Consider the following 20,649-nt stretch of genomic DNA (forward strand, 5'->3'; position numbering starts at 1 on the left):
GCGGTGACCGGGGCTCTTCCCATGTACTGCAGTAAGTACTGCGGCGGGTCAGGCGGGGGTCAGGCGGTTCAGTCCTCGTCGTGGCGGGAGAAGCCCGCGTTGCCTCCGAGGAAGCCGCCCCCGTCGTTCCCGCCGCCGTTGTCGCCCTGGTTGCCGCCTGCCGTGGTCAGGTTGACCCCGGAGCCGGGGTCGACCTCTTCGTTGGCAGCCGGCTGGGAGAGGACGACAAGGGCGTCGTCGTCCTGCGGGCCCGTGATCGTGCCGACCGTCAGACCGGCGTCCTCGATGGCCTTGCGGGCGTCCTTGAGCTTCTGGCCGGTGAGGGTGGGCACGGTGGCCTTCTCGGCGGCCTTGGCGACCTTCAGCGTGACCGTGGAGTTGGGGTCGGCCTCGGTCTGCGGGGCGAGGCTCTGCGAGATGACCTTGCCTGCCTCGACGTCCGCGCTCTCTTCTTCCTCGCACGTACCGACGAGGTCGTTGCTCTCCAGCTGGGCCTTGGCCTCGTCACACGTCTTGCCGGTGACGTCGGGGACCACGGACTTGGCGGCCTTCTTGGCCACCTCAAGGGTGATCTTGCTGCCCTTCTCCACTTCGGTACCGAAGACCGGGTCCGAGTCGAGAACCTCGCCCGGCGTACCGGAGGACTCCACAGGCTTGGTGCTGACGTCGAACTGGTACTTGTCGCTCTCGAGCTTCTCCGTGGCGGTGTCGACGTCCAGGCCCACGACCTTCGGCACCGCGACCTTCCGCGCCCCCGTAGAAACCGTCACCTTGATCGTGTCGCCCTTGTTGACCGTGGCGTTCGCACCCGGGTCCTGCTTGCAGATCTCGCCCTTCGGGTACTTCTCGCACGGCTTGTGCTCGGAGTCGTCGAGTACGAGGTCCACGTTCTTGGCCGACTGCTTGGCGTCGGCGAGCTTCTCGCCGACGAAGTTCGGTGCCTTGATCGAATCGTCGCCACCGCCCCCGGTGAACGCCCACTTCCCGATCAGGATCGCGCCCACCAGGACAAGGAGACCCGCGAGCACCAGAAGGATCGTGGAGGTATTGCTCTTCTTCTGGCGGCGGCGTGAATGGTCGTCGTAGCCGTCGTCCGGGCCGACCGGCGGCATCATCGATGTCTGGCCGCCGCCGTTCTGCGGGCGCAGCATCGCTGTCTGCTGGTCGTCCGGATGGCCGCCGTAGCCGACCGCGCCCATGGCGGCGGTGGCCTGCACGGGCTGGCCGTCGAGGCAGGCCTCGATGTCGGCGCGCATGTCGTCGGCCGACTGGTAGCGGTAGTCCGGGTCCTTGGTGAGGGCCTTCAGGACGATGGCGTCCATCTCCGGCGTGATCTCGCCGTCGAAGACGCTGGGGGCCTGGGGCTCTTCCCGTACGTGCTGGTAGGCGACCGCGACCGGTGAGTCGCCCACGAACGGCGGGCGAACGGTCAGGAGCTCGTAGAGCAGGCAGCCCGTCGAGTAGAGGTCGCTTCGTGCGTCCACCTGCTCGCCCTTGGCCTGCTCCGGCGAGAGGTACTGCGCGGTGCCGATGACCGCCGCCGTCTGCGTCATCGTCATCCCGGAGTCGCCCATGGCGCGGGCGATGCCGAAGTCCATGACCTTGACCTGGCCGTTGCGCGTCAGCATGACGTTCGCGGGCTTGATGTCGCGGTGGACGATGCCGTTGCGGTGGGAGTACTCCAAGGCCTGGAGGATGCCGATCGTCATCTCCATGGCGCGCTCGGGCAGCAGCTTGCGCCCGGAGTGCAGCAGCTCGCGCAGGGTGGACCCGTCGACGTACTCCATCACGATGTACGGGATGGAGACCCCGTCCACGTAGTCCTCGCCGGTGTCGTAGACCGCGACGATCGCAGGATGGTTGAGCGAGGCGGCCGACTGGGCCTCACGGCGGAACCGGGCCTGGAACGACGGGTCACGCGCGAGGTCGACCCGCAGCGTCTTCACCGCCACGGTGCGTCCGAGGCGGGTGTCGTGCGCGAGGTAAACCTCCGCCATCCCGCCTCGGCCGAGCACCTGGCCCAGCTCGTACCGCCCGCCGAGGCGACGCGGCTCTTCCATAGCTATTCCAGCCCTCTCCGTCGGTCCCGACCGCACCCTTGTGTGGTCCGGCGGTGTGCTGTCCGGGCATACCGTACCCGGCTCGCCTTACGTGACCCGGCCGCCACCGTCACCCGATACAGGACCGGTATCGCAACGTGCACTGATGTGAAGGGGCCGTGACGGGGGTCACTTCTTGCTGTCGAGAACCGCCTGCATCACGTCCTTGGCGATGGGAGCGGCCAGACCACCACCGGAGATGTCGTCGCGGCCGGCCTTGCTGTCCTCGACGACCACGGCGACGGCCACCGGTGAACCGGAGTCGGTCTTGGCGTAGCTGATGAACCAGGCGTAGGGGTTTTCGCTGTTGTCGACGCCGTGCTGGGCCGTACCGGTCTTGCCGCCGACGGTGACGCCGGGGATCTTGGCGTTCTTGCCGGTGCCTTCGTTGACGACCGTCTGCATCATGTCCTGGAGCTTCTGCGCGTTCTCCTCGGAGAGAGGCTGGCTCATCTCCTTGGGCGAGTGCTTCTCGATCACGTCCAGGTTCGGCGCCTGCAGCTCGCTGACCATGTACGGCTCCATCAGCTTGCCGTCGTTGGCGATGGCCGAGGCGACCATGGCCATCTGCAGCGGCGTCGCGGCCGTCTCGAACTGGCCGATGGAGGAGAGCGCGGTCTGCGGCCTGTCCATCTTCTTGGGGAAGACGGAGGCGTTCGAGCGGACCGGCACGAACTGCTGTTCGTTGAAGCCGAACTTCTCGGCCGTCTCGAGCATCTTGTCCTTGCCGAGGTCCGACCCGATCTTGCCGAAGACGGTGTTGCACGACACCCGCAGCGCCTCACGCAGCGAGGCGTTCTTGCAGGGGATGTTGCCCTCGTTCGGCAGCGGCTGCGTGGTGTCGGGCATCGTCCAGGGCAGCGGGGACTTGGTGGGCGCGTCGATGTCGCTGTACAGGTCGTGCTCCAGGGCCGCCGCGGCGGTGACCGCCTTGAAGGTGGAGCCCGGCGGGTACGTCTCGCGCAGCGCGCGGTTCAGCATCGGCTGGTCTTTGTTCTTGTCCAGCTTCTGGAAGGCGGACCCGTCGCTTCCGGCGAAGCTGGAGGGGTCGTACGAAGGAGCGGATGCGAGGGCCAGGATCGCGCCGGTGGAGGGGTCGAGCGCGGCGACCGCGCCCTTGCCGAGGCCCTTCAGACCCTTGTACGCGGCTTTCTGCGCGTCCGAGTTGAGCGTCGTGACGACGTTGCCGCCCTCCTTCTTCTCGCCGGTCAGCAGGTCGAGGCTGCGGCGGAAGAAGAGCCGGTCGTCGTTGCCGGTCAGGATGCCGTCCTCGATGGACTCCAGCTGCGTCGCGCCGACGGTCTGCGAGGCGAAGCCGGTGACCGGGGACCACATGGGGCCCTCTTTGTACGTCCGCTTGTACTTGAGGTCGCTGCCGCCGGTCTCCTTGGAGCCGGTGACCGGCTTGCCGTCCACGATGATGTCGCCGCGTGGCGTGGCGTACCGCTCGATGGTGACGCGGGGGTTCTTCTCGTCCTTGGCGAGCGTGTCGGCCTGGACGTACTGGAGCCAGTTGTCCCGGGCGAGCAGGGCGAGGACGAGAAGCCCGCAGAAGATCGCGATCCGGCGCAGGGGCTTGTTCACGGTCGGACCACCTGCGTCATTTCGGCGTCGGGATTCGGAGCGGGGGCGGGCGCGGGGCGGCGGGCCGTGTCGCTGATGCGGATCAGGATGCCGATCAGCGCCCAGTTGGCGATCACCGATGAACCGCCGTACGCGAGGAAGGGCATGGTCATACCCGTCAGCGGGATCAGGCCCATGACGCCGCCCGCGACCACGAAGACCTGGATGGCGAAGGCGCCGGACAGGCCGATCGCGAGGAGCTTGCCGAACGGGTCGCGCGCGGCGAGGGCCGTGCGCACACCGCGCTCCACGATCAGCCCGTAGATCAGCATGATCGCCATGATCCCGGCGAGGCCGAGCTCCTCGCCGAAGGTGGCGAGGATGAAGTCCGAGTTGGCGGCGAACTTGATCAGGTCGGAGTTGCCCTGGCCGAGGCCGGTGCCGAGGGTGCCGCCGGATCCGAAGGCCCACAGGGCCTGCATGGCCTGCTCGGAGTGCCCGACCACGCCCTGCTGGCTCAGCTCGAACTCGTGCAGGGGGTCGAGCCACGCGGCGACGCGCTGGTTGACGTGCGGCTCGAAGGAGGCGACGCCGACCGCGCCGACCGCGGACATCAGCATGCCGAACACGATCCAGCTGGTGCGCTCCGTGGCGACGTACAGCATGACGACGAACATGCCGAAGAACAGCAGCGACGTACCGAGGTCGGTCTCGAAGACCAGGATCAGGATCGAGATGACCCAGACGACGACGATCGGGCCCAGGTCACGGCCACGCGGCAGGTACAGGCCCATGAAGCGGCGGCTGGCAAGCGCCAGGGCGTCGCGCTTCACCATCAGATAGCCCGCGAAGAAGATCGCGATGACGATCTTCGCGAACTCACCGGGCTGGATGGAGAATCCGCCGACGTGGATCCAGATCTTGGCGCCGAACACGTTCATGCCGAGCCCGGGAACCAGGGGCAACAGCAAGAGGACGATGGAGCCGACCATCGAGATGTACGTATAGCGCTGCAGGACGCGGTGGTCCTTGAGCAGGAGCAGTACGCCGACGAACAGGGCGATGCCGATCGCGGAGTACATGAGCTGGTTCGGCGCGGCAGCGCTGAAGTTGGGAAGGTTCTGCAGCCGCTCCGACTGGTCGAGCCGCCAGATGACCACAAGACCGAGGCCGTTGAGAAGCGTGGCCAGGGGCAACAGCAGCGGATCGGCGTACGGCGCGAATTTGCGCACCACGATGTGGGACACGGATGCGAGCAGCCCGAGACCGCAGCCGTAACCGAGCATGCCGGTCGGCATCTTGCCGTCGATCGCGAGGCCTACGTTGATGTAGGCGAACAGCGGGATGACGACGGCGAACGCGAGGAGCGCGAGCTCGGTGTTGCGCCTGCTCGGCGCTCCGATCGCGCCGATGGTCGACGTGTGTGTAGTGCTACTGCTCATGGCGTGCAAAGGCCCCCAACGGCTGCTTACTGCTTACCGCACAGCGGGACCAGCTTCTCCTCGTCCTGGGAGAGACTGGGGCCGGGTGTGGGAGTCGGTGCGGTCTTGGACTTGTTCTTGTCGGTCGTGCTGTTCTTGTCGTTCTTGTTCGTGTCCGACGGATCGGTGGGATCGGTCGGATCGTCGGTGGGGGCCTTGGCGGCCAGACCGGTGGCACCGCCCGCCTCGCCCTCGCCGGGCTTGGCGTTCTCCCGCTCGGCCTCGCGGCGCTTGGCGTCCTTCTCGCAGGCCGAGGCCTGCAGGCCGAGCTCCTCGATCTTGTTCTTGGCGTCGTCGAGGTTGCCCTCTTCGATGGTCGCCTCGACCTGCTTGCGCTGGTACGGCGGCAGGTACTTGAGTTCGATCTTCGGGTAGTTCTCCTCGACCTTCGACAGGCTGACCCACGCCAGATCCTGGTCGATGCCGCGGTACAGGGCGACATTCTTGTCGCTCGTGCCTACGAAGTACTGGGTCTGGGTCCAGCGGTAGCCGCCGTACAGGCCGCCGCCGATGACCGCCAGGGCGAGCACCGTGTAGAGCGATCTCTTGAGCCACTTGCGGCCGCCGCCGGGCTTCACGAAGTCCTCGTCGCTGTACGCGCCGAAGTTCCCTTCGGGAACGTATCCCGTCGTGTCTCCGCTCCCGGGCGGCCCGAAGCCGCCTCCGGAGGGCTGCGGCGGCACCGGACGGCCGAGGCCGGACGCGCGGCCCGCAGGGGTCTGCATGGCGCCGTCGTCCTGCGACTGGAGCTGGTTCTCGGCGACCGCGCCGACGACCACGGGGGTGTCGGAGAGCTGTCCCGCCAGGGTGTCGCCGCCGTCGATGTCCAGGACATCGGCGACGATCACCGTGATGTTGTCGGGTCCGCCGCCGCGCAGCGCGAGCTGGATGAGCTCCTGGACGGTCTCCTGCGGGCCTTGGTAGCTCGCGAGGGTGTCTTCCATCGTCTGGTGCGACACGACACCGGAGAGACCGTCGGAGCAGATCAAATAGCGGTCGCCGGAGCGGACTTCACGGATGGAGAGGTCCGGTTCGACGTGCTCGCCACTGCCGAGCGCGCGCATCAGCAAGGAGCGCTGCGGGTGGGTGGTGGCTTCTTCCTCGGTGATCCGGCCCTCGTCGACGAGGCGCTGCACCCAGGTGTGGTCCTGGGTGATCTGCGTGAGGACGCCGTCCCTGAGGAGGTAGGCGCGTGAATCGCCCACGTGTACGAGGCCCAGGCGCTGGCCCGTCCACAGGAGGGCGGTCAGGGTCGTCCCCATGCCCTCGAGCTGGGGGTCCTCCTCGACCATCAGGCGCAGTTGGTCGTTGGCCCGCTGCACGGCGGTGCCGAGCGACGTGAGGATGTCCGATCCCGGTACGTCGTCGTCGAGGGTGACGAGCGTCGAGATCACCTCGGAGCTCGCCACCTCACCCGCGGCCTGGCCCCCCATGCCGTCGGCAATCGCGAGGAGACGTGGACCGGCGTAACCGGAGTCCTCGTTCCCCTCCCGGATCATGCCTTTGTGCGATCCGGCGGCGAAGCGCAAAGACAGACTCATGCGCACCTCGCCCGTCGGCTCCGGGTACATCCGCACGGTGCCCACCCTCCGGTCGGGAGCGCGCTGGCGTCCAGTGTGTGGACCGCGTCGGCTCGCTCGCTCCGCTCGCTCATTGTCGTACTACTTCCGCAGCTCGATGACGGTCTTGCCGATGCGGATCGGCGCGCCCAGCGGAACGGGCGTCGGGGTGGTGAGTCGGGTCCGGTCCAGATACGTGCCGTTGGTGGACCCGAGATCCTCGACGATCCACTGACCGTCACGGTCCGGGTAGATCCTGGCATGCCTGCTTGACGCGTAGTCGTCGTCAAGCACGATCGTCGAATCGTGCGCCCGGCCCAGCGAGATCGTCTGGCCCTGCAGGGCGACCGTCGTGCCCGCGAGGATCCCTTCGGATACGACCAGCTTGCTGGGGGCGCCACGGCGCTGCCGCCCGCCCCCTTGCTGCTGGCGCTGGGGAGGTGGTGTTGCCGCCGCCTGCTGTTGCTGGCGAGCGGCTTGCTGCGGTCGCGCGTTCTCACGGCGCGAGCCGCGCTGTGTGACACGTGTTCCAAACAGGTCGCTACGGATGACCTGGACGGCCACGATCACGAACAGCCACAGAACGGCTAGGAAACCCAGCCGCATGACCGTCAGGGTCAGCTCTGACATTGCCCCCGCTTCACCCTTCGGCTTGCCGGTAAACGATGGTGGTTTGGCCCACGACGATCCGCGAGCCGTCGCGGAGCGTAGCGCGGGTGGTGTGCTGCCCGTCTACCACGATGCCGTTGGTAGACCCGAGATCCTGGATCGTCGAGGGCGTTCCGGTCCGGATCTCACAGTGCCGGCGCGATACGCCGGGGTCGTCGATCCGCACATCGGCGTCGGTGCTGCGACCCAGCACCAGCGTCGGGCGGGAGATCTGATGGCGATTGCCGTTGATCTCGATCCAGCGCCGCACCTGTGCACCCGGAAGAGCCCCGGCGCCGGGCCCCTGAGGGCGGCTCGGTGCCGGTGAGGCCCCGCCGGGACGGCCGCCCGGGGGCGGCGCGGCGGGCATGGGAGGAGGCGCGTTGGAGGGCTGAGGGGGCTGTGGGTAGCCATAGCCGCCGCCTGCGCCTCCCGCGGGGGGCCTGGCGGGGCTGTGGCCGGCGCTCGCGGCGCCCGGGCCCGAGGGGCCCGTGGGGGCTTGCTCGGGGCTCTGCGAGGTGCTGGACGCGAGCGTGCGGCTGCGCACTCGGTACAGACCCGTGTCGAGGTCCTCGGCCTTCTCCAGGTGGACCTTGATGGGGCCCATGAAGCTGTACCGCTGCTGCTTGGCGTACTCGCGCACCATCCCGGAGAGCTCGTCGCCGAGCTGTCCCGAGTACGGGCTCAGGCGTTCGAAGTCGGGCGCGCTGAGCTCCACGATGAAGTCATTGGGGACGACGGTCCGCTCGCGGTTCCAGATCGTCGCGTTGTTGTCGCACTCGCGCTGGAGGGCGCCGGCGATCTCGACGGGCTGGACCTCGGACTTGAACACCTTGGCGAAGGTGCCGTTGACGAGACCTTCGAGTCGCTGTTCGAACTTCTTCATGACTCCCATGGGGCACCTCCTCCGTCGTAGTCATCCTGGTACTGCTTACTGATCGTATCCACGCGCCGGGAAATCGGCTGGTTCCCCCTGTCCGCCCAGTCGATGAGTGTCGCCTCTCACAAGGCATGCCCGCACCAGGGTTCCGGGATCCTTCCGGGTTCCTCTCAGGCTCCTCTGACAGGGATCGTAGAGGGGGCCTCAAACCAGTGTCCCGCACCCGGCTGTGCAGCTTCGCCGACTACGGCGGAAGTCGGTCGGTCGGGCCCGTATCTCGCCGGATCACCTGGGCAGGTGCCCCCGAATACGGATGTGAATCCACCCCCGGCAGCGTGCTAATCTTCTGGATGTCGGAAGGCGCTCGCACCGAAAAAGTGTTCGCACGAAGCGGTCACGAAGCGGTGACAGAACCCAAGACAACACCCATGCGCGGGTGGCGGAATAGGCAGACGCGCTGGATTCAGGTTCCAGTGCCCGAAAGGGCGTGGGGGTTCAACTCCCCCCTCGCGCACCATGAAGAACCGATGAGACGGGTCTTCACCAAGGACGAAAGTCCTGGTGGGGCCCGTTTCTCGCGTTCTGGGCGGGCTGCGGCCCGCAGGATGAAGAGACGGGGCCCCGGTGGTGAGCTATCTCACTGCCGGGGTCCTGCTCTGTTGTGCGGGGGTGGGTGCGGCGTCGATGACGGACTCCGGCGGACACACCGGACGGTTCAGGCGACGACGAACCCCTTGAAGAGGACATCGCGCATCTCGGCGTAACGCTCCATGAAGTCGTCGCGCCCCGTCAGTACATCCGAGATGTGCTGCACGCCGAAGAAGGAGGAGACGACGACCCGGGCCAGGGTCTCCGGGTCGGTCTCGGCGCGCAGTTGTCCGGCCTCCTTCGCCGCGGCGATGAATCCGACGAGCAGCTTGGACCACCCGACGTAGGGCTGGGGCAGATCGGCGCCGATCAAGGAGCGCTCGATCTGCAGCCGGGCACCGGCCTGGACGATGCTGTCGGTGTGGAAGGCCTCGGCGGTGCGGTCCAGGATGGCCAGCAGGGTCTGGAGCGGCGGTAGTTCCATGGCCTGCACCTGTTCGACGAGGGGTGGCCAGCGCGCGTAGTGCCCTTCCATGACGGCGATGGCCAGCGCCTGCTTGTTGGCGTAGTGGAAATAGACGGCGCCCTTGGTCATCGAGGCACGTTCGGCGACGGCCTGCAGGGTGACTGTCGGGTATCCCTGTTCCGCGAAGATTTCAGCCGCAACCTGCAGGATCTGGGCCTTGGTGCGTCGTGAACGCTCCTGTTTGGGCTGGCTGGTGGCCTGTTGGGTCGTGCCCGACCCGTTCGTGTTCTGCACCGGCTCCGTCCCTTCCTGAGTCAGCACTCCGGGATCCCGATGAGTGTGCTGCGGTTGCATTGCACCTTGTAATATACATTCGAGAAGGTATATTTTCCTTCCGCTAGCCGATTGGTAGTCCCACATGTTGGGACTGGGCGGGGGGGTTCATCCATGTCGATCAGCACGTTTCCTGAAATCTGTACCGAGGGCGTGAAGCCGGTACGTCATCTGCTCACGTACGACCAGACGGTGCCTCGCACCCTGGTCCACCGTGCGGCCGTGACCGAGGTCTTCCTGACGGACGGGTGCAGGATGGAGGACGCGGAGCGTGTCCTCATAGCCGCACAGTGGCCGCGCAGCCACGCACTGTACGAACCGGACGCGGCGGCGTTCAGTGATCCGGTGCTGCTTGTCGAGACCGTGAGACAGGCGGCCATCTACACCGCACACCGCTTCCACGATGTTCCGCTGGCCCACCGTTTCATCTTCTGCGACCTCGACTTCCAGATCGAGGACCCGGCCCCGCTGCGCGTGGGCGGTGCCCCGCTCCGGGTCGTGCTCGACGGGCGGTTCACGCCCGACACCAACCAGTCCACCAAGCGCTTCGGCGCCCGCTACGAGACCGCGCTCAAAGTCAACGGCCTGCACTGCGGCCGGGCTTCGGTGCGGCTCCTTGCGGTGGGCGACGAGCTCTACGCCACACTTCGTTACCGCAGTACCCCTGCCGGCGGTCTGCTGCCGCCGCGGTCCCGGACCCTGCTCCCGGCCGCCGATGTGGGGCAGGTCCGCCCGGAGAACGTCCTGTTGAGCAGCGAGGGACCGGGGAAGTACGGGATGCACCTGGACGCGAAGCACCCGGGCTACTTCGAGCACGCCAGCGACCACGTTCCCGGCATGGCCCTCGTCGAGGCATTCCGTCAGGCGGGACACCAGCTGCTGCGTCAGTCCGGCGACCCGCGGACCCATCTGATGACGTCGTGCGAGGTCAGCTTCGACTGCTTCGGCGAACTGGACGCGCCCGTCACGGTCGAGGCGCACGAAGGGCTCACGGACGCCGCCCCAGGTGATCGGCTGGTCCGGCTCACGGCCACCCAGGGCGAACGCACCCTTGCCCGCGCCACCTCCGTGTACCGGCCGCACCGCGTCGTGTCGGCCTGTTGACCGGCACCCGGTACCGAGCGCGTATCCCCAGGGGGCAGGCGATGGAACTTCAGCAGCTGCGTGTCTTCCGTGAGGTGGCACGGGAATTGAGCTTCACCCAGGCGGCCAGGAATCTGCACTGCGCCCAGTCCACCGTCACCGGCCAGATCAAGAGTCTGGAGTCCTCGCTCGACGCCGTCCTGTTTCTGCGTCGCGGGCGCTGCCCCATCGAGCTGACACCTGCGGGCGCGGTGCTGCAGGGCCGGGTGGACCAGATCCTCCAGGCGGTCGACACGACGGGCAGGGAGGTCCGTGGAGCGGTCGGCCGCCGTGGCGACCTCGGCCGGCGCCGGGACTGCCATGCGCACCCCTACCCGGTGTAGCGCGCACGGCGTTTCCTCTCCGTCGTTTCCGTTCTCTTCCGTCCGTCCTCTCCTGACTCGATGCCGTCCTTCCGCGGGCGGTGGCAAGGACTCCATGAACGCCGCTTCACCAACCGTCGCATTCTTCGATGTGGACGAGACGCTCATCACCGTCACCAGCCTGTCCCGCTTCCTCGCCTTCTACTGGGAGCGGGTGGGCGAGAACCGGGCCCGCTTCCTGCGGGCCCGCGATGAGCACCTCCGCGATCTGGCGGCCGGTATACCGCGCAGCCGGCTCAACCGGTCGTTCTACCGCCACTTCCGGGGGGCCTCCGTCGCCGAGCTTGACCGGGCCGGACGTGCCTGGTTCGCCGTCGAACAGGCGCAGGGAGGCGTCTTCCACCAGCCTGCCGTCGATGCCTTGCGAAGCCACCGGCGCGCCGGAGCCCTCGTCGCGCTGGTCTCCGGGTCTTTTCTGCCGTGCCTGGCACCGATAGCCGAGGAGCTGCAGGCCGACGTGGTCCTGTGCACCACCGCCGAGGAACACGACGGTGTCCTGACCGGGAACGTGGACACGCCGGTGATCGGGCCGCGGAAGGCGGAGCTGGCCCGATCGACGATGGACGACCACCGGGCGTCGCCACGTGACTGCCACGCCTACGGTGATCACGCCAGCGACGTGGATCTGCTGCGGGCCGTCGGCCATCCGGTGGTGGTCGGCGACGACCCGGTGCTCAACTCCCTTGCACAGCGCGAGGGATGGGGGCGGCTGCCCGGGCCAGGCCCATCACCGGGTGGCGCATGGCGGGCAGCAGTGTCTTCCACAGCTGCTGCGTCTGCCGGCCGTCCTGTTCCGGCGGCCCGGCGGTAACCGTGTGGCACTGCCCGAGGAGCACGGCGAGGAACAGCTGGCTGAGCACCTCGGGCCGGTGGCCCGGGTCGATCCCGCCGCTTTCCTGTGCGCCCGCCACCAAGTGAAGGAGCAGCGCACGCAGTTGCTCGACCTGTTCCGTGCTTGTGCCCTCGGCCCAGCCCTTCTCGGACACCAGCCGCAGGCCCGCACGGAACCGCACATCGTGCTGCGCGTGGTCGGAGAGTTGAGTCAGCAGCAGGTCGAGCACCCGCAGGGGCGGCGCCCCGGAGCCCTTGGCCGCATTGAGCAGCGCCTGCCAGTGCTCCTCGAACTGCCGGGTCAGCTCGGCGGCCAGCTCGGCCTTGGAGGCGAAGTGCCCGTAGAGCGCCCCCTTGGTGAGGCCGGTATGCCGTGCGACCACCTGCAAGTTGGTGGCGGCGAACCCCTGCGCGGCGAACTCCACGGCGGCCGCATCCAAGACCAGCCCGCGTGTACGCCGCGCTCTGTCCTGCTTCCCCATGGCCAGGCCCCCAGTTGGCACCGTCACTCTCTCAAAAATTCCTACGCAACGGAATCTTTTCTTGCGGAGGCGCCGAAGGGCAAGTCGATCCCGTAATTCCGATCATAAATAGCTCCGATTCAGACAATCTGTCTGTAAGAAGGGGGCAGGTTGATGCCCACCACCATCCACGCCGCACTGACGCGCACCGTCCGGACCCACGACATCGCCGCTCTGGGGGCCCGGTACGCGGCGGAGTCGGAGCAGGCGCGCACCCTGCACCCGGCCGTGGCCGACGCCGTGGTCAGGGCCGGCTTCGCGCGCCATTTCGTTCCCGCCGAATTCGGCGGCGCCACCGGCACCTTCGCCGAACTCCTCGACGCCGTCGCCGTGGTGGGAGAAGGGTGTACCTCCGCGGCCTGGTGCGCCGCGCTGCAGGCCGCCCACGGCAGGCTTGCCGCCCACCTTCCCCGCCAAGGGCGGGCCGACCTGTGGGAATCCGGCCCGGACACCCCCATCGCGGCTGCCGTGGTGCCACCTGCCGGGGAGCTCACCGCGACACCCGGCGGCTATCTGCTGACCGGGCGATGGGACTTCGCGAGCGGAGTCGACCATGCGCGATGGATCCTGCTCGCCGCCCCGGAACCCGCCGACGGTGGTCACCGCCAGCGGATCCTCGCCGTGCCCCGCGCCGACTTCTCGATCCACGACACCTGGCGCAACAGCGGCCTGCGGGGCACCGGAAGTCATAGCGTCACGGTCGACGCCACCTTCGTGCCCGAGCACCGCACCGTCACGCGCGAGGCTCTTGCCGCAGGGCGCGAGGAGAAGGACGCCGCGCGCTGTCACCGCATCCCGTACACCCTGGTCGCGTCCCTCATCTTCGCGGCGCCCGCGCTCGGCGCGGCGCGCGGCGCCCTGCGCGCCTGGACCGCTTTGGCCGCCGGACGCACCACGGCGGGCGGCGGCCGCTTCTTCGATGACGCCGTCGCGCAGCAGACCCTGGCCCTCTCCTCCGCCGAGGTCGACGCGGCGTATCTGCTGCTGCGGCGCGCGGCCGAACGGGCCGACCAGGCCCCGCTGGACGACCTGCCGGTGGCCCTGAACATGCGCGACGCGGTGGTTGCCGTGGAGATGCTGGTCGGTGCCGTGGAGCGGCTCATCCGCAGTGGCGGCGCGCGCGCTCAGGTCGACGGGGAGCCACTGCAGCGGTTCTGGCGTGATGTGCATGCCCTCGCCGGTCATGGCGCCCTGCGGCTGCAGCCCGCCGCGGCCGCCTACGGCCGGTGGGCGGCGGCCGAGGCTGGCGTGCGCTGATTCCGCGGGGCGTGCGGTGAGGCCGTGGCCCCGCGATTCGCCGGCCCGCACCTTCCCGACGAACGGCCCCCGGTACTGCCGGGGGCCGTTCGCGTATCCGCGTGTTCGTGTGTCCGATCGCGCTGTCGGGTGCCCAGGTCTCGTGTTATCAGGATCTCTGATCAAATTTGAAACCTTCTCGAAGGAATGATTTTCTCGTTGTCGGCACCGCCCTCACTCCCCTCGTTACGGCGAGAGGTCCGGGGGCACGACCTGGCCGTGAGCTGTTCTCCCCGGCCGGCATCGACCGAGATTGGGTGATCCTCTGTGACGGCATATCCCGGACCGTCCACCACGCTCGCCGCGCACCGCCCGGTCCACCCGGGCGATCAGGGTGGCGGCCATTCCCGCCGCCCCGCCCCCCGCGTCGCGCTCGCCGCCCCGGCCTGCGGCGACGGAGACAGCAGGGCGGGTGCGTCGGCCCTGCTGGAGGTGCCCGGCCGGCCAGGCTCCCGTGGCGGCGCACGTGAGGCGTCCGAGGGGGAGCTCTCCTGGTGGCGGCGCACGGAGGAGCTGCGCTGCCACTTCGAGCGGGCGCTGACGCGCGAGCTCGGCCGACTCGGGCTTTCCCCGTCGACGTATCTCGCCCTGGAACAACTCGCCCAGAATCCCGGGCAGTTGCGCATCGCGGAACTCGCCCAGGAGATCCGTCTCAGTCCGTCGTCGACATCCCGGGTCGTCGACCGCCTCGTCCGGGACGAGCTGGCCGTGCGCATGCCGAGCACCGGTGATCGGCGCACGGTGCACGGCCGGATAACCGAGCGGGGGCGCGACCTGTACGAGGCCGCGGTGCCCGCCTATCGGATGGCGCTCGCCCACACGTTGGACGCCCTGCGCGGCGACCCGGGTGCCCCGCAGCGCCACTAGAACAGCTTGTTCAGGAAGTCGGCGAGCTTCGTCTTCATGCGCTCGACCTTCTCCTCCTCGGTGAGGGACTCCTTGAGGCGGCCCCCGGGCTGGGCCCGCTTCTTGCCCCGCACGTACAGGGAGCAGGCCAGATTGCTGCAGATGTACTCGCCCACCGTGTCGTCGCTGTTGCCGGTCTCGCGTGCCTTGCGGGCCGTCATCAACGTCACCCCGCTCGCAGGGTGGGTGGTCAGACAGATGGAGCACATGGCGCGGTGGTACGAGTTCCCGGTGCGGGGCGCCAAACGGAGGCTGAAGCCCACAAGGCGGCCCTCGTGCTCGGCCACGATGTAGCTGCGCTGCGGCGCACCGGGGTCGCGCCATCCGAGGAAGTCCAGGTCCTCCCAAGGCAGTTCGGAAAGATCTCGCGGCACGGCGAGCCGACTGGCCTCGCCCTTGGTGCAGTTGACGAACGATGCGCGGATCTGCGGGTCGGTCAATTCCTTCATGATCCCGGACCCTAGCAATGCCTGTGTATATTAGGCAAAGCCCAAGGGGGTCTAGGTTACAGCCACGCGTCACTGCCCTGACGCTGTACAGGAAAGGAAAAGTTCATGTCCGAGGAGATCAGCACCACGAGCGCCAAGGAGGAGGCGCCGGCCGAAGCGGCCGCTCCACCGGTGGAGCGCTCACCCGTCGTCGTGGCTCTCGTCCTCGCACTGGGCGCGTTCGTCGCCCTGCTCGACACCACGATCGTCGGCGTCGCCATGCACTCGTTCACCGAGTACTTCGACGCCGGCCTCGCGGACGCTCAGTGGGCGTCCACCGCATATCTCCTCGCGATGTCGTCGGTCATCCCGGCGACCGGATGGGCGGCCCAGCGCTTCGGCGCGGTCGCCACCTGGACCGCCTCGCTCTCCGTCTTTCTGCTGGGCTCGGTCCTGTGCGGAGCCGCCTGGTCACTGGGCAGCCTCATCGCCTTCCGGGCGGTGCAGGGCTTCGGCGCCAGCATGCTCTTCCCGCTGATGCGGATCATCGTCGTCGAGGTCGCGGGCCGGGCCCAGATGGGCCGGATGATGACGATGATGGCTGCCCCGCTCCTGGTGGCGCCGGTACTCGGCCCCGTGCTTGGCGGCACGGTCATCCAGGAGTTCTCCTGGCGGTGGGCGTTCCTCCTGAACGTGCCGATCATCGTCGCGGTGATCGTCCTGTCCGTGCGATACCTCCCGAACACCAAGGGACAGGCGCCGGGGCGTCTCGACCTCGCCGGACTGCTCACCATGGGCGGTGGTCTGGCCGCCGTCATCCTCGGCTTCAGCAACCTGGCCAAGGGCACGTCGCTGACGAGCACACCGGTACTCCTGCCGGTCGTGGCGGGCGTGGTCCTGCTCGCCGTGCACGGAGTGCGGGCCGCCCGGGCCCAGACCCCGGGCGTCGTGGACTTCTCGCTCTTCCGCGACCGGATGTTCACGGCCTCCACCTCCATCACCCTGCTCAACAACTTCGGTCTGTACGGAGTCGTCGTGCTGGTTCCGCTGTTCTTCCAGCAGGCCGGTGGCAAGGGGCCGCTGGGCGCCGGAGCGATCATGGTGGCGCAGGGTGTGGGAACGGCTGCCGCGGTGCTGCTCGTCGGGCGGGTCATCGACACCAAGAGCAACCCCCGGGCCCTGGTCCTCTTCGGGCTCCTTCTGGTCGCGGCGGGCATCACGACCTTCGCCATGGCCGACACCGCCGAGGTGAACGCCCTGCTGCTCGCGGCCCTGTTCGCCCAGGGCATCGGCCTGGCCCTGGCATCGGCGCCCATCATGGTCACGCTGTACCACTCACTCCCGGCCACCAGCGTGCCGACCGCGACCACGGCCAACGCGGTCTCACAGCAGCTCGGTGGTGCCGTGGGCACCACCGTCGTCGCGCTGCTCCTGCAGCACTACGTCTACTCGGCCGACGGCGGGGGCGGGGACTTCGGCCCCGTGTTCTGGTGGGCCCTCGTCTTCGTGGCTGTCACCGCGATCCCCGCGCTGTTCCTCCCGTCCGGCGCCTCCAAGCAGGCCTGAGAAGGCCTCGGCAGGCTCGAGCCTCCGGAACCCGCCCCACCCCTCCGTTCAGGAAAGTACTCAGTCATGGCTATCACTTCGCTTGGCCTGGCCAAGGTCCGCAACATCGGGATCATGGCCCACATCGACGCGGGCAAGACGACGACCACCGAGCGGATCCTGTTCTACACCGGTGTCTCGTACAAGATCGGCGAGGTCCACGACGGTGCCGCCACGATGGACTGGATGGAGCAGGAGCAGGAGCGTGGCATCACGATCACGTCCGCCGCGACGACCTGCCACTGGCCGCTCGAGGACGTCGATCACACCATCAACATCATCGACACCCCGGGCCATGTCGACTTCACCGTCGAGGTCGAGCGCAACCTCCGGGTGCTCGACGGTGCCGTGACGGTGTTCGACGGCGTCGCAGGGGTCGAGCCGCAGTCCGAGACCGTCTGGCGTCAGGCGGACCGCTACGGCGTGCCGCGGATCTGTTTCGTCAACAAGCTCGACCGTACGGGTGCCGAGTTCCACCGCTGTGTCGCCATGATCACCGACCGTCTCGGTGCGACTCCGCTGGTCATGCAGTTGCCCATCGGGGCAGAGGCTGACTTCAAGGGTGTCGTCGACCTGGTGACGATGCAGGCGTACGTCTGGTCGGCCGAGGCCGCCAAGGGCGAGGCGTACGACACCGTCGAGATCCCGGCGACGCACACCGAGGCCGCCGACGAGTGGCGCGGCAAGCTGCTCGAGGCCGTTGCGGAGAACGACGACGAGCTCATGGAGCTGTACCTGGAGGGCCAGGAGCCTTCCGTGGAGCAGCTGTACGCCGCGATCCGTCGTATCACCATCGCGTCGGGCAAGTCCTCGGACACCACGGTCACCCCGGTGTTCTGCGGTACCGCGTTCAAGAACAAGGGTGTGCAGCCCCTGCTCGACGCGGTCGTGCGCTATCTGCCGTCCCCGCTGGATGTCGAGGCCATCGAGGGCCGCGCGGTGAAGGACCCCGAGGAGGTCGTGCGGCGCAGGCCCGCCGACGACGAGCCGCTCTCGGCGCTCGCCTTCAAGATCGCCAGCGATCCACACCTGGGCAAGCTCACCTTCATCCGGATCTACTCCGGTCGCCTGGAGGCAGGCACCGCGGTGCTCAACTCCGTGAAGGGCAAGCGGGAACGGATCGGCAAGATCTACCGGATGCACGCCAACAAGCGCACGGAGATCGACTCGGTGGGCGCCGGTGACATCGTCGCCGTCATGGGCCTGAAGCAGACCACCACCGGTGAGACGCTGTGCGACGACAAGAGCCCGGTCATCCTGGAGTCCATGGACTTCCCGGCGCCGGTCATCGAGGTGGCGATCGAGCCCAAGTCCAAGGGTGACCAGGAGAAGCTGGGCGTGGCCATCCAGCGCCTGGCCGAGGAAGACCCGTCCTTCCGCGTCAAGACCGACGAGGAGACCGGCCAGACCATCATCGCCGGTATGGGTGAACTCCACCTCGACATCCTCGTAGACCGTATGAAGCGCGAGTTCAAGGTCGAGGCGAACGTCGGGAAGCCGCAGGTCGCCTACCGCGAGACGCTGCGCAGGACGGTCGCGAAGCACGACTTCACGCACAAGAAGCAGACGGGTGGCTCCGGCCAGTTCGCCAAGGTGCAGATCGCACTCGAACCCCTCGACGGCGACGGCTACGAGTTCGAGAACAAGGTCAGCGGGGGCCGTGTCCCGCGCGAATACATCCCGTCCGTGGACGCCGGCTGTCAGGAGGCCATGGACTTCGGTGTGCTCGCCGGCTACCCCCTCACGGGTGTCCGGGTGGTCCTCCTCGACGGCGCTTACCACGAGGTCGACTCCTCCGAGATGGCCTTCAAGATCGCCGGTTCGATGGCCTTCAAGGAGGCCGCACGCCTGGCCTCCCCGGCCCTGCTCGAACCGCTGATGAAGGTCGAGGTGACGACGCCCGAGGAGTACATGGGCGATGTCATCGGGGACATCAACTCCCGCCGCGGTCAGATCCAGTCCATGGAGGACCGTCACAGCGCCAAGCTCGTCACGGGGTTGGTGCCGCTGTCGGAGATGTTCGGCTACGTCGGCGACCTCCGCAGCAAGACGTCGGGCCGGGCGAACTACTCGATGCAGTTCGACAGCTATGCCGAGGTTCCCCGGAGCGTCGCCGAGGAGATCATCGCGAAGACCAGGGGCGAGTAGCCCGCCCCGGAACCCTGAACGCCGTAGCGGGAGGCCTCCTTGAAGGGAGCCTCCCGCTACGGCGTTCGTTCGTTTCCGCTCTCAGCTGCTCCGCGCAGTGGTCGATCTCGCCTCGAGACGCAGGCTGTCCGCGTAGTCGGGGAGGATGCCCAGCTCCTTCGCCTCGGCCAGTGTCGGGGCCGCGCGGTCCCGGTCCGACAGGAGGAGGTCCAGGCCCTCCGGGTAGGGCAGGGCGATTTCGGGGTCCAGCGGGTGGATGGCGTGCTCCCGCTGCGGTTCGTAGCCGGTGGAGAGCAGGTAGGAGATGGTGGTGTCGTCCTCAAGGGCGACGAACAGGTGCCCGACGCCGATCGGGATGTGGACCGACCGGCGGTTCTGCGGATCGAGCTCCACCGAGTCCCACATGCCGAAGGTCGGGGATCCCACCCGGGTGTCGATGATGTAGTCGACAGCCTTGCCGCGCGTGCAGTAGGCGTACTTCCCCATGCCGGGCGGAACGGCGGTGAAGTGAATACCGCGGACGACGCCCCGCTTGGAGACGCTGTAACTGGACTGCACCACCGGGTAGAGCGGGCGTCCCACGGCCTCGGTGAACACGTCCTCCTGGTAGGGCGACAGGAAGACGCCGCGGGCGTCCTCGAACACCTGGGGGGTGAACTCGTAGGCCCCTTCGATCTTCAGCTGGCGTACCTGCACCGGTTTCTCCTCATGTAGTGACGATGTGCCGTTCCGGGACGGCACTCAGAACGGCCCCTGAAAGCCGGCGGACACATCGGCCAACTGCGGCAGCACGGCGTCCCTCTCGCCGCACACGTCAAGGCAGGCGGACACGATGCTGCTCGCGCCGGGGTGGAAGGCCTCCTCCAGCGGGCGCGACACGGGTGCCGGGCTGTCCGGCAGGGACACCCGGCGTACCGGTGCGCGCAGCACGTGCGGCACGTGTTCGGCGACCACCGCGGCCACCTCGGCGGTGAACCCGTACCGGGCCCAGCTGGTGTCGGCGACGACGAGCCGGCCGGTCTTGGCGACGGACTCGCAGATGATGCCCTCGTCCAGCGGCCGCAGACTGCGTACGTCCACCACCTCGACGCTGATGCCGCGCTCGGCGAGCTGCTCGGCCGCGCGCTCCGCCTCATGCACCATCAACGACGCCGCGACGACGGTGACATCGGTGCCCGCGCGGGCGATGCGGCCGATGCCGAACGGGGTCGGTATCGGCTCTTCGGGGACCTCGCCGGTGAGCTGGTAGAGGTTGCGGTTCTCGATCAGTACGACGGGTGTGTCACCGGTCAGGGCCTGCACCAGCATGCCCTTGGCGTCGGCCGGGGTGGCGGGGGTCGCCACGTGCAGCCCCGCGTAGTGCGCGAACGTCGCGTGCGGGCTCTGGGAGTGGGTGGAACCCTGCCCCCAGCCCCGCCCGACGACACCGCGGGTCACCACCGGGACGCCGCCCTTGTCACCGCCGTAGGTGTAGCGCCACTTGGCGGCCATGTTCACGATCGGGTCCATGGCGAGGAACATGAAGTCCGCGCGGACGTGCACCACGAGGGGGCGCTGACCCGCGGCGGCGGCTCCGATGGCGAAGCCGGCCGTGGCGTTCTCCGCGTTGGGCATGTCGATCACCCGGCCCGGGCCGAACCGGTCGAAGGCCTCCTTCGTGGTGCCGAAACTGCCGCTCACGTCGTCGACGCCCTCGCCGGCGACGAAGATGCCCTCATCTCGTTCCATGCACTGCACGGTGGCTTCGCTGATGGCCTGCCAGTAGGTCAGGGTGCGCATATCCGGTCTCCTC

At 68.2% G+C, this 20,649-nt stretch carries 17 protein-coding genes, 1 tRNA gene and 1 pseudogene; 8 read left to right on the forward strand and 11 right to left on the reverse strand.

Annotated features, from left to right (window positions below):
• Window positions 1-68: 68 nt before the first annotated feature.
• The 6 genes from pknB to ACFQ7F_RS12055 form a co-directional block, all read right to left on the reverse strand.
• Window positions 69-2,060: a Stk1 family PASTA domain-containing Ser/Thr kinase gene (pknB, locus tag ACFQ7F_RS12030; protein ID WP_383269515.1), complete on the reverse strand. Its 1,992-nt coding sequence runs from the start codon at window positions 2,058-2,060 to the stop codon at window positions 69-71.
• A gap of 168 nt (window positions 2,061-2,228) precedes the next feature.
• Window positions 2,229-3,683: a peptidoglycan D,D-transpeptidase FtsI family protein gene (locus ACFQ7F_RS12035; protein WP_383269516.1), complete on the reverse strand. Its 1,455-nt coding sequence runs from the start codon at window positions 3,681-3,683 to the stop codon at window positions 2,229-2,231.
• A complete protein-coding gene (locus tag ACFQ7F_RS12040) occupies window positions 3,680-5,104 on the reverse strand; it encodes an FtsW/RodA/SpoVE family cell cycle protein (RefSeq protein ID WP_383269518.1) in 1,425 nt (474 codons plus the stop codon). Before ACFQ7F_RS12040 ends, ACFQ7F_RS12035 begins: the two co-directional genes overlap by 4 nt.
• A gap of 26 nt (window positions 5,105-5,130) precedes the next feature.
• Window positions 5,131-6,684, reverse strand: a complete 1,554-nt coding sequence (locus tag ACFQ7F_RS12045) for a Stp1/IreP family PP2C-type Ser/Thr phosphatase (RefSeq protein WP_383269520.1) — start codon at window positions 6,682-6,684, stop codon at window positions 5,131-5,133.
• Between the two features lie 120 nt (window positions 6,685-6,804).
• Window positions 6,805-7,332 carry an FHA domain-containing protein gene (locus ACFQ7F_RS12050; protein WP_383269522.1) on the reverse strand — a complete coding sequence of 176 codons (528 nt, stop codon included), beginning with the start codon at window positions 7,330-7,332 and terminating at the stop codon, window positions 6,805-6,807.
• Window positions 7,333-7,342: 10 nt separating this feature from the next.
• Complete coding sequence (locus ACFQ7F_RS12055; protein ID WP_383269524.1) at window positions 7,343-8,245, reverse strand: FhaA domain-containing protein; 903 nt, start codon at window positions 8,243-8,245, stop codon at window positions 7,343-7,345.
• Between the two features lie 415 nt (window positions 8,246-8,660).
• Between ACFQ7F_RS12055 and ACFQ7F_RS12060 the strand changes: the two genes are divergently transcribed.
• Window positions 8,661-8,747: transfer RNA gene (locus ACFQ7F_RS12060), tRNA-Leu, on the forward strand.
• A 198-nt stretch (window positions 8,748-8,945) separates the two neighbouring features.
• Here the strand turns inward: ACFQ7F_RS12060 and ACFQ7F_RS12065 are convergent.
• A complete protein-coding gene (locus ACFQ7F_RS12065) occupies window positions 8,946-9,578 on the reverse strand; it encodes a ScbR family autoregulator-binding transcription factor (RefSeq protein WP_383269526.1) in 633 nt (210 codons plus the stop codon).
• Between the two features lie 153 nt (window positions 9,579-9,731).
• On the opposite strand from ACFQ7F_RS12065, the gene ACFQ7F_RS12070 reads away from it, so the two are divergent.
• The 3 genes and pseudogenes from ACFQ7F_RS12070 to ACFQ7F_RS12080 form a co-directional block, all read left to right on the forward strand.
• Entirely contained in the window at window positions 9,732-10,721 is a 990-nt protein-coding gene (locus ACFQ7F_RS12070) for a ScbA/BarX family gamma-butyrolactone biosynthesis protein (protein ID WP_383269528.1), read from the forward strand.
• A gap of 41 nt (window positions 10,722-10,762) precedes the next feature.
• Window positions 10,763-11,083, forward strand: a complete 321-nt coding sequence (locus ACFQ7F_RS12075) for a LysR family transcriptional regulator (RefSeq protein WP_383269529.1) — start codon at window positions 10,763-10,765, stop codon at window positions 11,081-11,083.
• Window positions 11,084-11,177: 94 nt separating this feature from the next.
• A pseudogene (locus ACFQ7F_RS12080) lies at window positions 11,178-11,729 on the forward strand (HAD family hydrolase); the annotation flags it as partial.
• A 67-nt stretch (window positions 11,730-11,796) separates the two neighbouring features.
• On the opposite strand, the gene ACFQ7F_RS12085 reads toward ACFQ7F_RS12080, so the two are convergent.
• Window positions 11,797-12,435, reverse strand: a complete 639-nt coding sequence (locus ACFQ7F_RS12085) for a TetR family transcriptional regulator (RefSeq protein WP_383269530.1) — start codon at window positions 12,433-12,435, stop codon at window positions 11,797-11,799.
• A 153-nt stretch (window positions 12,436-12,588) separates the two neighbouring features.
• Between ACFQ7F_RS12085 and ACFQ7F_RS12090 the strand changes: the two genes are divergently transcribed.
• Together ACFQ7F_RS12090 and ACFQ7F_RS12095 are read left to right on the forward strand one after the other, a co-directional pair.
• Window positions 12,589-13,731, forward strand: a complete 1,143-nt coding sequence (locus ACFQ7F_RS12090; protein ID WP_383269532.1) for an acyl-CoA dehydrogenase family protein — start codon at window positions 12,589-12,591, stop codon at window positions 13,729-13,731.
• Between the two features lie 306 nt (window positions 13,732-14,037).
• Complete coding sequence (locus ACFQ7F_RS12095) at window positions 14,038-14,637, forward strand: MarR family transcriptional regulator (protein WP_383269533.1); 600 nt, start codon at window positions 14,038-14,040, stop codon at window positions 14,635-14,637.
• On the opposite strand, the gene ACFQ7F_RS12100 is transcribed toward ACFQ7F_RS12095, so the two are convergent.
• Complete coding sequence (locus tag ACFQ7F_RS12100) at window positions 14,634-15,125, reverse strand: FBP domain-containing protein (RefSeq protein WP_383269535.1); 492 nt, start codon at window positions 15,123-15,125, stop codon at window positions 14,634-14,636. The two genes, ACFQ7F_RS12095 and ACFQ7F_RS12100, sit on opposite strands and share 4 nt — an antisense overlap.
• A 105-nt stretch (window positions 15,126-15,230) precedes the next feature.
• Here ACFQ7F_RS12100 and ACFQ7F_RS12105 point away from each other — a divergent pair, with 105 nt between their 5' ends.
• The gene (locus ACFQ7F_RS12105) at window positions 15,231-16,670 is read left to right on the forward strand and encodes a DHA2 family efflux MFS transporter permease subunit (RefSeq protein WP_383269536.1); all 1,440 of its coding nucleotides are present in this window, start codon (window positions 15,231-15,233) and stop codon (window positions 16,668-16,670) included.
• Window positions 16,671-16,736: 66 nt separating this feature from the next.
• The gene (gene fusA, locus ACFQ7F_RS12110) at window positions 16,737-18,857 is read left to right on the forward strand and encodes an elongation factor G (protein ID WP_383269538.1); all 2,121 of its coding nucleotides are present in this window, start codon (window positions 16,737-16,739) and stop codon (window positions 18,855-18,857) included.
• Between the two features lie 81 nt (window positions 18,858-18,938).
• On the opposite strand, the gene ACFQ7F_RS12115 is transcribed toward fusA, so the two are convergent.
• Together ACFQ7F_RS12115 and ACFQ7F_RS12120 are read right to left on the reverse strand one after the other, a co-directional pair.
• Window positions 18,939-19,553, reverse strand: coding sequence for a dTDP-4-dehydrorhamnose 3,5-epimerase family protein (locus tag ACFQ7F_RS12115; RefSeq protein WP_383269540.1), 615 nt, complete (start codon window positions 19,551-19,553; stop codon window positions 18,939-18,941).
• 45 nt (window positions 19,554-19,598) lie between these two features.
• Window positions 19,599-20,636 carry an alpha-ketoacid dehydrogenase subunit beta gene (locus ACFQ7F_RS12120; RefSeq protein WP_383269541.1) on the reverse strand — a complete coding sequence of 346 codons (1,038 nt, stop codon included), beginning with the start codon at window positions 20,634-20,636 and terminating at the stop codon, window positions 19,599-19,601.
• Window positions 20,637-20,649 lie beyond the last annotated feature (13 nt).

The organism is Streptomyces sp. NPDC056486 (genome assembly GCF_042795295.1).
Lineage (GTDB): Bacteria > Actinomycetota > Actinomycetes > Streptomycetales > Streptomycetaceae > Streptomyces.

Coding starts and splice junctions, on each gene's coding strand:
- pknB (WP_383269515.1), bottom strand. CDS start 2,060: ATGGAAGAGCCGCGTCGCCTCGGCGGGCGGTACGAGCTGGGCCAGGTG.
- ACFQ7F_RS12040 (WP_383269518.1), bottom strand. CDS start 5,104: ATGAGCAGTAGCACTACACACACGTCGACCATCGGCGCGATCGGAGCG.
- ACFQ7F_RS12045 (WP_383269520.1), bottom strand. CDS start 6,684: ATGAGTCTGTCTTTGCGCTTCGCCGCCGGATCGCACAAAGGCATGATC.
- ACFQ7F_RS12050 (WP_383269522.1), bottom strand. CDS start 7,332: ATGTCAGAGCTGACCCTGACGGTCATGCGGCTGGGTTTCCTAGCCGTT.
- ACFQ7F_RS12055 (WP_383269524.1), bottom strand. CDS start 8,245: ATGGGAGTCATGAAGAAGTTCGAACAGCGACTCGAAGGTCTCGTCAAC.
- ACFQ7F_RS12070 (WP_383269528.1), top strand. CDS start 9,732: ATGTCGATCAGCACGTTTCCTGAAATCTGTACCGAGGGCGTGAAGCCG.
- ACFQ7F_RS12075 (WP_383269529.1), top strand. CDS start 10,763: ATGGAACTTCAGCAGCTGCGTGTCTTCCGTGAGGTGGCACGGGAATTG.
- ACFQ7F_RS12085 (WP_383269530.1), bottom strand. CDS start 12,435: ATGGGGAAGCAGGACAGAGCGCGGCGTACACGCGGGCTGGTCTTGGAT.
- ACFQ7F_RS12090 (WP_383269532.1), top strand. CDS start 12,589: ATGCCCACCACCATCCACGCCGCACTGACGCGCACCGTCCGGACCCAC.
- ACFQ7F_RS12100 (WP_383269535.1), bottom strand. CDS start 15,125: ATGAAGGAATTGACCGACCCGCAGATCCGCGCATCGTTCGTCAACTGC.
- ACFQ7F_RS12105 (WP_383269536.1), top strand. CDS start 15,231: ATGTCCGAGGAGATCAGCACCACGAGCGCCAAGGAGGAGGCGCCGGCC.
- fusA (WP_383269538.1), top strand. CDS start 16,737: ATGGCTATCACTTCGCTTGGCCTGGCCAAGGTCCGCAACATCGGGATC.
- ACFQ7F_RS12120 (WP_383269541.1), bottom strand. CDS start 20,636: ATGCGCACCCTGACCTACTGGCAGGCCATCAGCGAAGCCACCGTGCAG.